The organism is Planifilum fulgidum (genome assembly GCF_900113175.1).
Classification (GTDB): domain Bacteria; phylum Bacillota; class Bacilli; order Thermoactinomycetales; family DSM-44946; genus Planifilum; species Planifilum fulgidum.
Genome location: NZ_FOOK01000018.1, coordinates 52,230 through 67,357, shown reverse-complemented (window position 1 = coordinate 67,357; position 15,128 = coordinate 52,230). Strand labels below are relative to the sequence as shown.

The window sequence follows — 15,128 nt, the reverse complement described above, 5'->3', positions numbered from 1 at the left end:
CTAGCTCAGTTTGGCCTCAGATCCAGCATGTCAAGAAGAGGCAATTGCTTGGACAATGCCCCAATCGAGAGCTTCTTCTCCCACTTAAAGACAGAAGCTCTCCAACACCATCATATCCAAGATACTGAGCAGGCTCAAATCCTAATTCAAAGGTATATTCGTTTTTACAACGAGGAGCGGCTTCAACTGAAATTAAACAAGCTGACGCCTGTAGAATACAGGCGTCAGCACGCCGCATAAGCCGGGTGTTTTTACGTGTCTACATTTTTGGGGCTTGACCATTGCCGGCGGGGGCTTTTTCGCTTTTTTCAGTTCAAATCGGCCCGTTTTCCTGTTTCGATGTAAACGATGCTTTCGGCGACATTCGTGGCGTGGTCGGCGATCCGCTCCAGATAGCGGGCGACGAAGCTCAGGTGAAGGGCCGCTTCGGTGAATTGTTGCCTCTGGATCATCCGCTCCAGAAGTTCCTTCACCACGGCGTGATACAACCGGTCCACCTCGTCATCCCGCTGGGCCAATTGCTTGGACAGCTCCACGTTTCCGTCGATGTAGCTGTTGATTCCGTCGTGCACCATCTGCTGGGTGATCCGCGCCATCCGGGGGATGTCCTCCAGCTTTTTGAACAGCGGCTGTCCGCTTTCCACCAGCCGGAGCGTCACCCGGGCGATATTGCAGGCGTAGTCGGCCATCCGCTCCATGTCGGTGGCGATCTTCATCGCGGCGATCAACCGGCGCAAATCCTTGGCCACCGGCTGTTGCGTCACGATCAGCTTGGCGACCCTGTCATCGATCTGATTCTCCAGCTCGTCCATCTCGGAATCGCTGTCCAAAACCTCCCGAGCCATCTTCTCGTCCAGGTTGACCAGCGACTTGACCGCCTTGTCGATGGCGATCTCCACCTTTTCGCCCATTTGAAGCAGCAGATCCTTCACGTCCTGCAGGGACTGTTCAAACTGTCGGATCACCTGGGAAGCCTCCCCTTTCTCATCCGAAACGGCCGGTGATGTAATCCTCCGTCTCCTTCCGCTCCGGATTGGAGAACAATTTGTCCGTGTCGCTGTATTCCACCAACACGCCGTTTAAGAAATAAGCCGTTTTGTCGGAGATGCGCGCGGCCTGCTGCATGTTGTGGGTGACGATGACGATGGTGTAATCCTTCTTCAAATCCTGCAGCAATTCCTCGATCTTCGCCGTGGAGATGGGGTCCAGCGCGGATGTGGGTTCATCCATGAGAAGGATTTCGGGTTCCACCGCCAGCGCCCGGGCGATGCACAGGCGCTGCTGCTGTCCTCCGGAAAGGCCCGTGGCGCGTTCCTTCAGCCGGTCCTTCACCTCATCCCACAGGGCGGCCGCCTTCAGGCTTTTCTCCACGATCTCGTCCAGCCGCGCCTTGCTTTTGATCCCGTGAATGCGCGGCCCGTAGGCCACGTTGTCATAGATGCTCTTCGGAAAGGGATTGGGCGCCTGAAACACCATCCCCACCCGCTTCCGGAGCATCTCCACATCCACGTCCTTATGGTAAATATTTTCACCGTAGATCTCTACGGTTCCTTCTATCCGCACTCCTTCGATCATGTCGTTCATCCGGTTGAGGGTGCGCAGGAACGTGGACTTTCCGCACCCGGAGGGACCGATCAGCGCCACGATGCTGTTTTCCTCCACGGACATGCTGATATCCTTCAGGGCGTGTTTTTCCCCGTAGTAGAGGTCCAGGTTGCGAACCTCGATCGCCGTTTGACCCACGTCGGATCTCCTCCCTTACACCTTCCGCTGAAACTTGTTGCGCAGGTAGATGGCCAAGGCGTTCATCGACAAGAGGACCGCGAGCAGCACGATGATGCCGGCGGCGGCCAGTTCGTGAAATTCCGCTTTGGGCTGGCTCGTCCAGTTCCAGATCTGAATGGGCAACGCGGTAAACCCGTCAAAGACGCTTCCCGGCGTGAAGGCGATGAACGTGACCGCCCCCACCATGATCAGCGGAGCCGTCTCGCCGATCGCCCGGGAGAGGGCCAAAATCGTCCCCGTCAGGATGCCCGGAAAGGCGTAGGGAAGGACCACCTTCTGGATCGTCTGCCATCGGGTGGCTCCCATGGCGTAGGAGGCTTGGCGCAGCGATTGGGGCACGGAGGCGATCGCCTCCTGGGCGGCCACGATCACGATGGGCAAAACCAGCAGGGTCAGCGTGAGCGCTCCCGCCAGCACGCTCTGGCCAAAAGCCAGCCAGCGCACGAACAGGGTCAAGCCGAGGATTCCGTACACGATGGAGGGAACGCCGGCCAAATTGCTGATATTGAGCCGGATAAACCGGCTAAGCCACCCCTTCTTGGCGTACTCCTCCAGGTAAATGGCAGTGGCCACTCCGAACAGGAAGGTGAGAGGCGCCGTGATGGAGATCAGCCACAGGGAGCCCCACAGGGCCGCTTTGATCCCCGCCCGCTCGGGAATGCGGGAGGCGAAGCGGTTGAAGAAATCGGCATCGATCCAGGACCAGCCCTTGCGAAAGACGTCCGCGAGGAGAACCGCCAACACGACGACGCCGACAAGGGTGGCCATCAGAAAGACGGCGTGGGCCAACCGGTTTTTCCACCGGCGAAAACGGATCCGGCCGGATGTTTCCCCCGATTTTCCCTGCTCCCGCTCAGGCTTCGGTACCGCCTTCACGGCGATTTCATCGGTGCTCATCAGTAATCCTCCTTGAAGCGCCGGGAGATGTATTGCGCCAAAAGATTCATTGCCAGCGTGAACAGAAAGAGCGTCATGCCCACCGCGTAAAGGGATTTGTATTGGATGCTCCCGTAGGCGATGTCCCCTGTGGCCGCCTGTACCATGTAAGCCGTCATCGTCTGGATCGATTCCAGCATGTTGAAGGTGAGCACGGGGGTTGAACCGGCGGCGATGGTGACGATCATCGTCTCCCCGATGGCCCGGGAGAGAGCGAGAACGAAGGAGGAGACGATGCCGGACAGTGCGGCGGGAACCACCACCCGAAGCGCCACTTCCAATTTCGTCGCCCCCAATGCATAAGCCGCGTGCCGAATGCTCCGGGGAACGGCCGTCATCGCGTCCTCGCTGAGGGAGGCAATCAAAGGAATGATCATGATCCCCACGACGATGCTGGCGCTCAGCGCGTTAAAGGTGTCCAGATTCGGAATCCATTTTTTCAGCAGCGGAGTGACGAAGGTCAGGGCGAAAAAACCGTAGACGATGGTCGGAATTCCCGCCAAGACCTCCAAGACGGGCTTCAACACCCGTCTCACCCGGTCCGGCGCGTATTCGCTCAGGTAAATGGCACTGGCAAGACCGATCGGCATCGCCACGACCGCCGCCCCCGCGGTAACGAGCAGGGTCCCCGACACCAGGGGAAGGACGCCGAATTTTTGCTGATCCCCGCTGAACAGGGCCGTCCACTCCGTTCCCGTGACAAATTCGATGATGGAAACTTCCTCAAAAAAGGAAGCCGTTTCAACCAGCAGTGTCAACAGGATGGCGAAGGTGGTGACCACGGACAACAAGGCGCAGACCGAAAGCAGTTTGGGAATGACCCACTCCACCGCATTTCGCCACGTCCGCGGCCTGCGAAAACGGCCGCCGGAAGCCGACAATCCCTTGTTTGCAACCTGGGACATCCGACCGACTCCCCTCTCCATTTTCAATCGCGAAAAAAGCGCGCCGCCCCGGCCCGGAGCCGGGGAGCGTCCGCCTGAATTTCCCTTTATTTTCCTTCCAGCCGCTTCATGGACTCCTCATAATCCGCATCCGGCAGCGGAATGTAACCCACTTCCTTGGCCAGGTCCTTGGCAACTTCGATGTAGAACTTGACGAATTCCTTCACTTCCGGCCGCTCCATGGCTTTGCTGCTGACGTAGATGAAGACGGGCCGGGAGAGCGGGGAATAGGTTCCGTCGTTGATCGTCTGTTCGGTGGGTTCGACGGGGCCGTCGCCGCCGTCGATCTTCACCGCTTTCAATCGGTCCTTGTTCTCCGCGTAGTAGGCGTAACCGAAGTAGCCGAGGGCGTATTTGTCCCCGGAAACCCCCTGAACCAGCACGTTGTCATCTTCGCTGGCCGTGTAATCCGTCCGGCTCTTCCCTTCTTCACCGACGATGGCCTCCGTGAAGTATCCGAAGGTGCCGGAAGCGGTGCCCGGGCCGTAAAGCTTGATCGGCTCCTTCGGCCACTCGGGACGGACGTCGCTCCAGCGTTTCACCTTGCTGTCCGGCTCCCAAATCTTTTTCAGTTCGTCGACGGTCAATTCTTCCACAAAATCGTTGTCTTTGTTGACCACGACGGTGATTCCGTCGTATGCGACGGGAATCTCGATCGGCTCAATGCCGTTTTCGGCGGCTTTTTTCTTTTCCTCATCCTTGATGGGACGGGAGGCGTCATTGATGTCCGTCTCGCCGGCCACCCATTTTTGAAATCCCCCGCCGGTTCCGGATTCCGAGACGGTGACCTGCACCTTTGGATTTTCCGCCATAAACTCTTCGGCGACCGCCTGACTGATGGGAAAGACGGTGCTGGAACCGTCGATCTTCACGGTTCCGGAAAGACCTTCACCGTCCCCTTCCGACCGGCCGGACTGTCCGCAACCGGCCAGAAGACCGACAGCAAGGACAACGGAACAGAAAAGAGCGACTCCGCGCTTGAACATCGGATGATGGCCCCCTTGAACCGGTGATGTGTTTTCTTTTCAAGTCCCACTATAACGTTTCTCTTTTGTCCCTTTATAAATGCATTGTTAAGTTTGTGTTAAGGGCCGAACCTCATTCGTCCATGCAAAAGGCGCCGCTTCAAGCCCTGGCAACGGCCGTCGCGGCGCCCTCGTCATCGGTCTTCATCTTCCATTTCCTTTTCCTTGAAGGGAAAAATCAGCTTGAATTCGGTTCCCTCCCCGACCCGGCTTTTCACCCGGATTTCTCCCCGATGGGCCTCCACCAGGTGTTTCACGATCGCAAGTCCCAGGCCGGTTCCCCCGGACTCCCGGGAACGGGCCTTGTCGACGCGGTAAAAGCGTTCAAAAATCCGGGGCAAATCCTCCTCCGGAATCCCGATGCCCGTATCCGCCACGCGGATCCACCAGCGGTCCCCCTCCCGCCGCGCCTCCACGGTCACCTTCCCCCCTTCCGGGGTGTAGGCCATGGCGTTGGTCAAGAGATTGAGAAGAATCTGCCGGAAGCGGTCCTTGTCCACCAGGACGGTGAAGGATTCGGGGAGCACGACGTCGAGGGCAAGATCCCGCTTTCGCATCTGCTCCTCCACCGTCTTCGTCGCCGACTCGACAATCTCGCCGACGGGAACCTTTTCCCATTTCAGCGGCAGTTTTGACTCGATGCGGGAAAGATCCAGAATATCGCTGACCAGCCGCTGAAGGCGGAGGCTCTCGTCGTGGATGATCTGAAGGAATTCCCGGCACGTCTCGGGATCGTTCATCGCTCCGTCCAGCAGGGTTTCGGCAAACCCCCGCAGGGAAGTGATCGGGGTTTTCAGCTCGTGGGAAACATTGGCCACAAATTCCGAACGCATCTTCTCCAGGCGGCGGATGGCCGTGATGTCGTGAAACACGCCGACCACCCCCTCGACCCCCCTCTCCCCTTCCATCGGGGCGAAATGGGCGGACAAGATGCGCTCCTCGGGATAATACACGTGGAGCTCTTCCCGGATACGTCCGCCGGTTTCCCTGCACTGGTCGATGAGGGAGGCCAGTTCATAGGGATACGTCAGCTTGGTGTAGGGCTTGCCCACTATTTTTCGGGCCTGCACCCCGATCATGTTTTCAAAGGCCCGGTTGGCCAGGTTCACCTTTCCGTCGGCATCCACCAATAGCAGCCCGCTGTCCATCGTGTCGATGACGCTGGCCAGGCGTCGCTCGCTCTGACGCAGGGCATCCATCTGATTCTGCAGGCTCCTGGCCATCCGGTTGATCGCTTCGCCCAGTCGGGCGATCTCATCCCGACCCTTCACCTTCACCCGGCGGTGGAACTGATTCTGGGCGATATCGACGGCCACCTGGGCGATCTCCGCGAGGGGGAGTGTCAACCGCCTGGCCAGGCGGGAACTGGCGAAAGCCGCGAGAACATAGGCGACGGCCAGACCGCCCACCAGGGAATATACCGCATGGCGCAGGGAAGTCTTCTCCTTTTCCGGATCATACACGATCAGGAGGGCCTCCGCCCCGCTCGCGCCCCGCGCCAGGGGAGCCGCCACGTGGATTCGGCCGTCCCGGATATAGGAGACGGGTTGTTCCGGGGAGGACCGCAGGACCCGCCGCACCTCGGGATGTCCGACAAAACGGCTCGCATCCCCCGGGTCCTTCTCCGAATCCCCCCGCAGTTTCCCGTCCCGTCCCACGATCAACACCCGGGCGTCGAGGGTCCGTCCCAGTTGCTCCGCCGCACCCTGAGCCGTTGCGCCCCCCTTCTTCTCCAGGGCCTCGACGGCCAAAGCCGCCTCTTTGGCCGCCCGGTTCATCAGGGACTCCCGGTAGGAATTTTCCAAAAGCCACGTGACGAACAGGCCGGAAGCGAGAACGGACAGGCCGATCCACAAAAGAAACATCGATTTGATCTGTGCGTGCAGCGTCCTCATTTTTCCCTGGGTCCCTCAAACTTGTACCCGATTCCCCGAACGGTCTTGATGTAGACGGGATGCTTCGAATCGGGCTCGATTTTTTCCCGGAGGTGGCTGACGTGTACGTCGACGATGCGGGAATCCCCCATAAAATCATAATTCCACACGGCATTCAAGAGCTGGTCCCTGGAGAGGACCTTGCCCCGATGCCGGGCCAGATAAACCAGGAGCTCAAACTCCTTCGGGGTCAGGTCAACGGTCTCTCCCTTCCGGAGCACTTCATGGGCGTCCACATCGATGAGCAAATCCCCCACCCGAATGCGGCCGTCCCGCTCCATCGCGTTCCCCGCTTCCCGAACCGCTTCCATCCGGCGCAGAATCGCCTTCACCCGGGCGATGAGTTCCCGCGTGCTGAAGGGCTTCGTCATGTAATCGTCGGCGCCCAGTTCCAGGCCGAGCACCTTGTCAAATTCGTCCGACTTCGCCGTCAGAATCAAAATGGGGATGTGCACATCCCGTTTGCGCAGCTTTCGGCATACATCCAGCCCGTCCATCTTGGGAAGCATCAGATCCAGCACCATCAAGTCCGGCGGCTCCCGCTCCGCCATCTCCAGCGCGGTCTGTCCGTCATAGGCGCAGTCCACCCGAAAACCTTCCTTTTCCAGGTTGAATTGGACCAACTTGACAATGGACGGCTCGTCATCAACCACCAGGATCCGTTTTCCCATCATGTAACCCCGCTTCCACCTCGTTGTGCGTCCACAGGCGCATGGGCCCGGCATCTTCACCCATCATGATAGCACAAAAAATATCCAATTGGCCCGGGCGGCCCGTTTGCAGGGGAAAAGCGAGGACGAAATCCGGCGATCGGGGGAAATCGATCGCTCCGAAAAAAGCCGAAAAAAGAGGTGTCCCATTTAGTATGCGCTTTTTGGGGCCGCTATTTCAGGCGGCTAAAAAGCGCCCGGAAAAAACCGGGCGCTTTCTTTACGCGCGGCCGAAGAGCCCCTTGATCCGGTGCGCTTCTTTTATCATCCAGGGTTTTGCGATCTGAAGATGAAATTGGGCGAGCAGAACCGCCGCGGTCAGAAATCCGAGCAACACGTGGGCGCAGCGAACCACCGTATCCAAATTTCCGCTGGACAGGATCGCGCGCAGCCCCTGGACGGAATAGGTCATGGGCAAGTATTCGTGGATCGAGCGGAAAAAGTCGGGCAAAAGCTCGACGGGATAGGTTCCGGCACTGGAGGCCAGCTGGAGCATCAAAATGACAATCGACAAAAAGCGGCCCGCATTTCCCAACAGCGCAATGAGCATGTAGTTGAGGGCGACGAAGGTGACGGACATCAGAATGCCGAACAGAAACAGCCATGCCGGAAGTTCCGGTTGAATTCCCAGCCCCCATACGACGGCGGTGATGAGCAGCACGGCCTGACACAGGCCGATCAAAGCGGCGGCCGGCACGGAAAGCGGCTCCCCGCGATCCGGAAACACCCGGTACAGATCGACCGCGGTGAACAGAAGCATGGCTCCCACCCAAAGCGAAAGGGAAATGAAATAGGGGGCAAAGCCGGTCGCATAGTTCGGAACTTCATGATGCACCTTTTCCTTGAATTGGACCGGATCGGAAATCACTTCCCCCTTTTTTCCGGAATCCTCAACCTGCTCCTTCGCTTTCTCCGCGCCGTCCCTCAGCCCCTGAGCCAAATCCCTTTGTCCGGATTGGATTTTCCCCAATCCCTCCGACAAGGTTCCCGCCCCGTCCTCCAATTGATGGATGCCGCTCACCAGCTGCTCCTGCCCGTCGGTCAGCCGGGAGGCGGCCTGTATGAACCGCCCGGACTGATCCTTCAGCTCCTTGGCTTTCGCCACCGCCTGATCCACTCGCTCCGTCAAGCGGTTGGCCTGATCCGCAACTTTTTGCCTTTCATTTAAAAATTTCTTCCAATGCTTTTCCCATTCGGGAACGGCCCGGTCGATCTCCTCAAGGCGTCTCAGTCCCGACGCATTGCCCGCCTCCGCCTGTCTAAGCGATTCCTTCATGGAAAGGACAGCGGGATCCTCCGCCAGTTCCGGATGTTTCTCGATCAGCCGGTTTAAAGCCTCCTGTGTTCTCCGGACACCATCCCCGGCCCTTTCCGCCGACCGCCGTTCCTCCAGAAAAAGGTTCCGGATGTCCGGCGGAGTCTCAGGCAGGGGAAGCCTGGCGATCCGTTGAATCTCGTCGTTCACCTGATGAATGATCCGTTGCGCCTTCTCCAATTCCTCAATCGGAATCTTGTCGATCTCCTGTTCCGCCTGGACGGCTTTTCGGTTCAGAAGCCGGAGAGAATCGAGGATTTTGGAGGCGCCCCGGTCCAGCCTGGACAATCCCTCGGCAAGGGTTTGGGAACCGGAGCGGGCATCACCGGTTTTTTCAGCCAACAGGCGCGCTCCCTCTGCCGCTTTTTGCAGCTCTTCCACCGAATCGGAGATGCGGGCAAACAAATGATCCAGAAAGATTTTGCTCAACTTTTCATCCAGGCTGATCTCCAGCTCGCGCCGGATGGAATCTCCGATCGTCCCGGACAGATAGTTGTTGCTTTTGTCCACATGGTATTCCAATTGCCCCTTCAGCGGCTCCGGGGAGTCCACGGAGATCACGGCCTGTGAGAAATTTCGGGGGATGACGATTCCAATGTAATAAGCGCCTTTGTCAAATCCTTCCTCCATTTTCTCCCTGTCGGTCACTTCCCATTTCACTTTGGGGTCTTTCAGCAACTCCTCAACCAGCTCATCGCCGACATGGATTTTCTCTCCGTCCTGAACGGCTCCCCGGTCCTCATTCACCAGGGCCACCGGCAGGTATTGCAGATTCTCGTAGGGATCGTAAAAGGCGGACAGATAAATGACGCAGTACACCAGGGGAACCAGCAGAATGCCGATCAACCCCATCCGCATGGGCTTGAAGGCCCACAGTCTCTCCAAGTCGCGAAGCCCGGAAAGAAGCAAAAAACGATTCTCTTTCCTCCCTTTCATCCTTCCACTCCTAACGGGAATGGGTTAAACTGACTGGTCAGTACAAAAGATATTATACTACTTTCCCATTCCCACACAAGGCCTGAATTTCTTAGCAATAGGTGGAATCTTTAATGCCGCACAAGACCATGCGCCGGACCGTTTCGACCATCGGAGGAATATCGCGCTCAATCCGGGCGGGATCCACTTCTTCCATGCTGTACAATTTTTGCAGCACCACGACACTGGCCGCCCCGAAAATGGCACTGGCCGTTTCCGGAACATGCTTGATCTGAAATTCGCCGAGCCGGTTCCCTTCGATCATCACTTCCTCGATCAGCTGCAAATATTCACCGATCTTTCTCCGGAACTGGACTTGTCTCGTCTTGGTTCCGAAGGCTTCGTTCAGCAACAATTTGGCGAGTTTCCCGTTCTGCACATAAAAATGAATCTGATTCTCCACCAGGGCCAGCAATTGATCCGTCGGCGATTTATGCAATTTCAGATACTGTCTGGCGCGGTCTATCAGCTTTTGAACCCCTTCATTCATCAACCCGACGAACAATTCCTCTTTGCTCCTAAAGTGGTAATAAATGGTCCCTTTCGCGACTCCGGCCGCCCTTGCGATGTCGTCCATTTTCGCCTGGTCGAAACCGCTTTCGGCAAAGACTTCAATGGCGGCGTTAAAAATCAGATCCACTGTTTCATGGCGCATGACAAAGCCTCCCGGTCCTCCGTCCATCCGGTAAAATCGCTCAAAATCAGTATACGGCAAATCCGGGCCAGAATGAAGAAAAACCGGCACCGGAAACCAAAGGCAGGTTCTCTTTGGCCCGCAAAAAGGGTTTTTCGCCCCGTCCATGCCGGCTGGGTCAGCCAAGCAAATCATCCCCCGGGAGGTCTTCAGGAGGGGGGCAGGCCGCCGCCGCGGGGGATGGGACCCACGCCTTCCTCCATGCGAAAAGCCCCCGCAGAAAAGACCGGTTCCGCCCAGCCATCCAAAAAAAACCGGCGCCCATCTCGATGCGCCCCTTTGGAAAAAGGATCGCGCCGCATCCATGCGTTCATTCCTTCACCGAACCCAGCATGACTCCCTTGACAAAATACCTCTGCAAGAAGGGATAAACGAACAGAATCGGCAGGGTGGCGAGCAGGATCGCCGCCATCTGCACCGTTTCGGGAGGAGGCGGATTTTCGATCATCTGCTGTCCGCCCCGGAGCGCCGCATTCGGTTCATTGACGATGACGATTTGCCGAAGAACCACCTGCAGGGGCCACTTGGCGGGATCGTTGATGTACAGAATCGCCGCAAAATAGTTGTTCCAATGGACCACGGCGTAAAACAGGCTGATGGCGGCCAGGGCCGGTTTGGACAGGGGCAGGATGATCCGCCAGAAAATCTGCAGGTGGTTCGCCCCGTCGATGATGGCCGCTTCGTGCAGCTCCTCCGGTATGTTGAGGAAGAATTGGCGCATGACGATCAGATTGAAGGGATTGATGGCCGCCGGGAGAATCAGGGCCCACAGGCTGTCGATCAGCCCCGTCGCCCGGACCACCATGTAGGTGGGGATCATCCCCGCGCTGAACAGCAAGGTGAATACCACCATGAACAGGAGCGGCTTTTGTCCGGGCACCGGCCGGGACAAGCCGTAAGCCATGGTGGTGGTGAAGGCCATGTTGACAAAGGTTCCGACCACGGTGACGAACACCGTGACAAAAAAGGACCGGATGAACTGCTCGGAGGAAAGGATGTACCGGTAGGCGTCGGTCACCCATTCCTTGGGCCAGAGCAGCAGTTCGTTCTGAAGCACCTCCTCCAGGCTGGAAAAGGATACGGCGAAAATGTAGACAAAGGGAAACAGCATCGACAGCGCGATCAGCAACAGCACAAAGGCGTTTATGGCATCCGCGATTTTTCCGGCGGTGCTTCGATACCTCACGCCCTTCCCTCCTTCAGTAGATTCCCCCTTCACCGAACCGCTTCGCCAGGCGGTTGGCGATCACCACCAGGATCAGGCCGACCGCCCCTTTGAACAATCCCACCGCCGTTGCAAAGCTGATATCCCCCTGCTGAATCCCTTTGAAATAAACATAGGTGTCCAAAACGTTCCCCACTTCCATCGTAAAGGGGTTCAGCATCAGGAAAATCTGCTCAAAACCGGTATCCATCACCGAGCCGAGCCGCAGGATCAGCAAAATGACGATGGTGCTGCGAATGGCGGGCAGGGTGATGTGCCACATCTGCTGCCAGCGGTTGGCGCCGTCGATCACCGCCGCCTCGTACAGTTGGGGATTGACCCCCGCCAGGGCGGCCAGGATGATGATGGTTCCCCACCCCGACTCCTTCCAAATCACCTGGAACACGATGAGGGGCTTGAACCATTCCGGGCTGGTGAGAAAGGGAATCTGGCCGATCCCCAGCGCTTGCAGAAGCTGGTTCACAATGCCGTCCGATTTGAGGAAGACGACGAAAATCCCCACCACCACCACCCAAGACAGGAAGTGGGGCAGATAGACCATGGACTGGATGAGCCGCTTGTACACCGCATTGCGCAGCTCGTTGATCATCAGGGCCAGGATGATGGGCAGCGGAAAGGCGAACAAAATCTGGAGCAGGGAAATCTCCAGGGTGTTCCAGATCACCCGGAGCGCCTCTTCATCCTCGAACATCGTCCTAAAATGCTTGAGACCGACCCAGGGGCTGTCGAAAAAGCCCAAAAAGGGGCTGAAATCCTGGAAGGCCATCACCAACCCGAACATGGGGAGGTACCTGTAGACGAGAAAATAGAGAAGCCCCGGCAAAATCAGCAGGTAGAGATGCCAGTGACGGTAAAGGGGACGGGTCCTGCGCCGCTTGACCGCCTTGACCCTCCTGCCGATTTCGGGGCCCGTCCCGGTTGGTTTCCGGATTTCCATGCCTCCACCCCCTCAGGACGAAACGGTTTCTCCCCGCAGCACCCGCAGACCGGCCCCGATGCATCCCGCCCTCTCCCCCAGGGTCGTGAGGGACAACCGCTCAAGCGACGGACGCTGTTCGGGGATGACCAAGGATTCCAAGCGCCGGCGGATTTCATCCAGCAGGAACGGATTGCGGTGGATCACTCCTCCCCCCAGCACCAGCCGGTGGGGATCCAACAGGCAGATAATCGCGTACAATCCCCGGGCCCACGCTTCGATCACCCCGTCCATCGCCGCAACCATCCGGGGATCGCCCTCCCGGAAGCGGCGCATCGCCCGCCTGGAAGCTTCCGGTCCTTTCCCGCCCGCAAGCCTTCCGATCGCCGGACCCGCCGCCTTCTTCTCCAGCCGGCCCCCCTCCCCGGAAAAAACCGCCAGGCCGATTTCTCCGGAAAAACCCGCTCCCCGGAGAATCCGCCCGCGATGAATGGTGCAGCAGGCGATCCCGGTGCTGATCGTGAAATAGACGAAGGTCTCCTCCACCGATCCCCCCCGTTTCATCCACTCCCCGTGGGCGGCCATGCACACATCGTTGTCCAGCACCACCGGGACGGGGATCTCCTCCCGGATCCGATCCGCCAAGGGGAAATGGCGCCAGGGGAGATTGTTCTGCATGACCGCCACCCCCTTCTCCCGGTCCACTTTTCCCGGAACGCCGACGCCGATCCCGCGGATGCCGGCGGGCGACACCCCCGCCTCCGACATCACTTCCCGGATGGCCCTCATCACCTGCCGAAACATCTCGTCGCCGTCTTCGGAAGCGCTGGGCAGTTCCGCGTAATGCAGGCATTCCCCGGCGGCGCTGACCAGACCGGCGGCCACTTTCGTTCCTCCGATATCCACCCCCAGAGCCACTTCCACGCCGCTTCCCCCCTCAGGACTGTTTTTTTTCGGCCCCTGCCCAACCCGCTTTGGGGGCGGCGGCCGTCGGATCGATCGAACGGAAGGTGCGAAGGGAAAACGCCATGACCACCGTGGCGGGAAGGCTCACCGCGAACACCGGAAGGGTGCCGGGCAGCCACGACATGGCGGCGCACATTAAATACACGGCACCCCCCATCAACACGGAGGCCAGCGGTCGATACAGGGTGATCAAAAAGGATTGCAGGACGTACTCGCGCAGCTTCAGCCGATAGTGGGCATAGAGGGGGAAGAGATGGAGCAGGGACAGGAGATAGACGGAAAGGGCGAAAATCAGGAAGAGGACGACCCACGGCTGCGCCGCCCCCTCCCACTCCCGAACCAGGCGGAAGTCGAGGAAAAGTCCCAGTCCCATCACCGAATAGATGACCATCAGGATGTTCATGGGAACCCAATCGGCGCGGTAGAACGACCAAAAGGTGCGAAACATCGGAAACGTCCACTCTTCCCTCAACCCTTTGCGGATCATCGAAAAGACGGCCGCCGTGGCGGGGAACAGTCCCAGGACCCCGCCACCGAGGAAGGTGAACAGGATCCAGAGAAGATTCAGACACGCCAGGCGGAGCGCCCATTCCCCCGCCTTCACAAGAGCCCCGGCCCATCCGCCCATGGCACTTTCACACCTCCAGCCAGCGCCGCAGATTTTGGCGCACGAAGGCATCGTCGGCAAGATCCGGATACGCCCGACACACCCGGTCGATTTCCTCCATCTGGCCCGGTGACAACTCCTCCTCCGGATCGAGGCACCATCGCCCCTCCAGAAGCCCCTGGCGGCGGAGCACCTCGTGAATCCCCGGAATGCAGCCGCGGAAACGATGGGCCGCATCGAACAAAGCGGCATTGGCATCGGTCAGCCGGCTCCCCAGGGCGAGCAATTCGGGCGGAATCGCGTTTTGATTCCGAACCCGCTTCACCTGTTCCAAAAGCTCCACCGCCTTCCGGGTCCAGACCGCCCACTGTCCCAAAAGTCCGCCGACAATCCGCTTTTCCACGATCTTTCCGCCGATGTGGAAGCGAAACGGGGTCAACAGATCCGCCAGGATGTTGTCATCGTTGCCGGTGTACAGGGCGACTTCGTCCCGGCGGGACGAGTGGCACACCGCCCGGACCACATCCACCGTCCGGTACCGGTCAAAGGGGGCGATCTTGATCGCCTCCACCCCGGGGATCTCCGCAAACGCCCGCCAAAAATCGAAGGAGAGTTCCCGCCCGCCGACGGCCGGCTGCAGGTAAAAGCCGAACAGGGGGATCACTTCGGCCACCCGCTCGGCCCGCTCGAGAAGGGCCTCCTCGCTGAGATGACCGAGCCCCCCGGGGCTGAGCAGCCCCAGGTGATAGCCCAGCTTCCGGGCCAATTCCGCTTCCCGGAGAGCCTGCTCCGTCTCCCCGCAGATCCCCGCCACCAGCAAAACGGGGCGATCCGGATTCATCCGCTCCACCTCTTCCGCCGCCAGGCGGAGCACCGGTTCCAGCAGGTCGATTCCCGGTTTGCGGATGGCGAACTGGGTGGTGTGAACCCCCACCGCCACCCCTCCGGCGCCGCTTTCGACATAATAACGGGTCAACGCCCGCTGTCTCCGCTCATCCAGGCGCCTGGAGGCGTTCAGGGCCAGGGGATGGGCGGGAATCACCAGGCCGTCGCGCAACGCTTCCCTTAGCCTTGGGGACAAGGGCTCGTTCGCCAT

The 15,128-nt window shown here is 59.0% G+C and carries 15 protein-coding genes; 1 reads left to right on the top strand and 14 read right to left on the bottom strand.

Annotated elements, in window-relative coordinates; translation table 11 throughout:
• Positions 1-240, top strand: a 240-nt coding sequence (locus tag BM063_RS10920; RefSeq protein ID WP_143085318.1) for an IS3 family transposase, incomplete at its 5' end; no start/stop codon positions are given.
• Between the two features lie 68 nt (positions 241-308).
• Here BM063_RS10920 and phoU read toward each other — a convergent pair.
• From phoU to BM063_RS10850, 14 genes are all read right to left on the bottom strand, one after another.
• Positions 309-965 carry a phosphate signaling complex protein PhoU gene (gene phoU, locus BM063_RS10915; protein WP_092038888.1) on the bottom strand — a complete coding sequence of 219 codons (657 nt, stop codon included), beginning with the start codon at positions 963-965 and terminating at the stop codon, positions 309-311.
• A gap of 19 nt (positions 966-984) precedes the next feature.
• On the bottom strand, positions 985-1,743 hold the full coding sequence (gene pstB, locus BM063_RS10910) for a phosphate ABC transporter ATP-binding protein PstB (protein WP_092038885.1): 759 nt from the start codon (positions 1,741-1,743) through the stop codon (positions 985-987).
• 15 nt (positions 1,744-1,758) lie between these two features.
• Positions 1,759-2,682 carry a phosphate ABC transporter permease PstA gene (pstA, locus tag BM063_RS10905; RefSeq protein ID WP_092038883.1) on the bottom strand — a complete coding sequence of 308 codons (924 nt, stop codon included), beginning with the start codon at positions 2,680-2,682 and terminating at the stop codon, positions 1,759-1,761.
• Positions 2,682-3,626 carry a phosphate ABC transporter permease subunit PstC gene (gene pstC, locus BM063_RS10900; protein WP_092038881.1) on the bottom strand — a complete coding sequence of 315 codons (945 nt, stop codon included), beginning with the start codon at positions 3,624-3,626 and terminating at the stop codon, positions 2,682-2,684. The genes pstA and pstC overlap by 1 nt, the downstream gene beginning before the upstream one ends.
• Positions 3,627-3,712: 86 nt before the next feature.
• Positions 3,713-4,651 (bottom strand): PstS family phosphate ABC transporter substrate-binding protein, encoded by a 939-nt coding sequence (locus BM063_RS10895; RefSeq protein ID WP_092038879.1) that lies wholly within the window; start codon positions 4,649-4,651, stop codon positions 3,713-3,715.
• A gap of 173 nt (positions 4,652-4,824) precedes the next feature.
• Positions 4,825-6,585, bottom strand: a complete 1,761-nt coding sequence (pnpS, locus tag BM063_RS10890) for a two-component system histidine kinase PnpS (RefSeq protein WP_092038877.1) — start codon at positions 6,583-6,585, stop codon at positions 4,825-4,827.
• Positions 6,582-7,295, bottom strand: coding sequence for a response regulator transcription factor (locus BM063_RS10885; RefSeq protein WP_092038909.1), 714 nt, complete (start codon positions 7,293-7,295; stop codon positions 6,582-6,584). The genes pnpS and BM063_RS10885 overlap by 4 nt, the downstream gene beginning before the upstream one ends.
• 259 nt (positions 7,296-7,554) lie before the next feature.
• Complete coding sequence (locus BM063_RS10880) at positions 7,555-9,585, bottom strand: YhgE/Pip domain-containing protein (protein WP_092038874.1); 2,031 nt, start codon at positions 9,583-9,585, stop codon at positions 7,555-7,557.
• Positions 9,586-9,676: 91 nt separating this feature from the next.
• Complete coding sequence (locus BM063_RS17655; protein WP_177199109.1) at positions 9,677-10,279, bottom strand: TetR/AcrR family transcriptional regulator; 603 nt, start codon at positions 10,277-10,279, stop codon at positions 9,677-9,679.
• Between the two features lie 349 nt (positions 10,280-10,628).
• A complete protein-coding gene (locus tag BM063_RS10870; RefSeq protein WP_092038870.1) occupies positions 10,629-11,504 on the bottom strand; it encodes a carbohydrate ABC transporter permease in 876 nt (291 codons plus the stop codon).
• Between the two features lie 13 nt (positions 11,505-11,517).
• Positions 11,518-12,480: an ABC transporter permease gene (locus BM063_RS10865; protein WP_092038868.1), complete on the bottom strand. Its 963-nt coding sequence runs from the start codon at positions 12,478-12,480 to the stop codon at positions 11,518-11,520.
• 12 nt (positions 12,481-12,492) lie between these two features.
• Positions 12,493-13,383 carry an ROK family protein gene (locus tag BM063_RS10860; protein WP_177199108.1) on the bottom strand — a complete coding sequence of 297 codons (891 nt, stop codon included), beginning with the start codon at positions 13,381-13,383 and terminating at the stop codon, positions 12,493-12,495.
• Positions 13,384-13,396: 13 nt separating this feature from the next.
• Complete coding sequence (locus BM063_RS10855; protein WP_177199107.1) at positions 13,397-14,053, bottom strand: YesL family protein; 657 nt, start codon at positions 14,051-14,053, stop codon at positions 13,397-13,399.
• A gap of 7 nt (positions 14,054-14,060) precedes the next feature.
• Positions 14,061-15,128, bottom strand: coding sequence for a dihydrodipicolinate synthase family protein (locus BM063_RS10850; protein ID WP_092038862.1), 1,068 nt, complete (start codon positions 15,126-15,128; stop codon positions 14,061-14,063).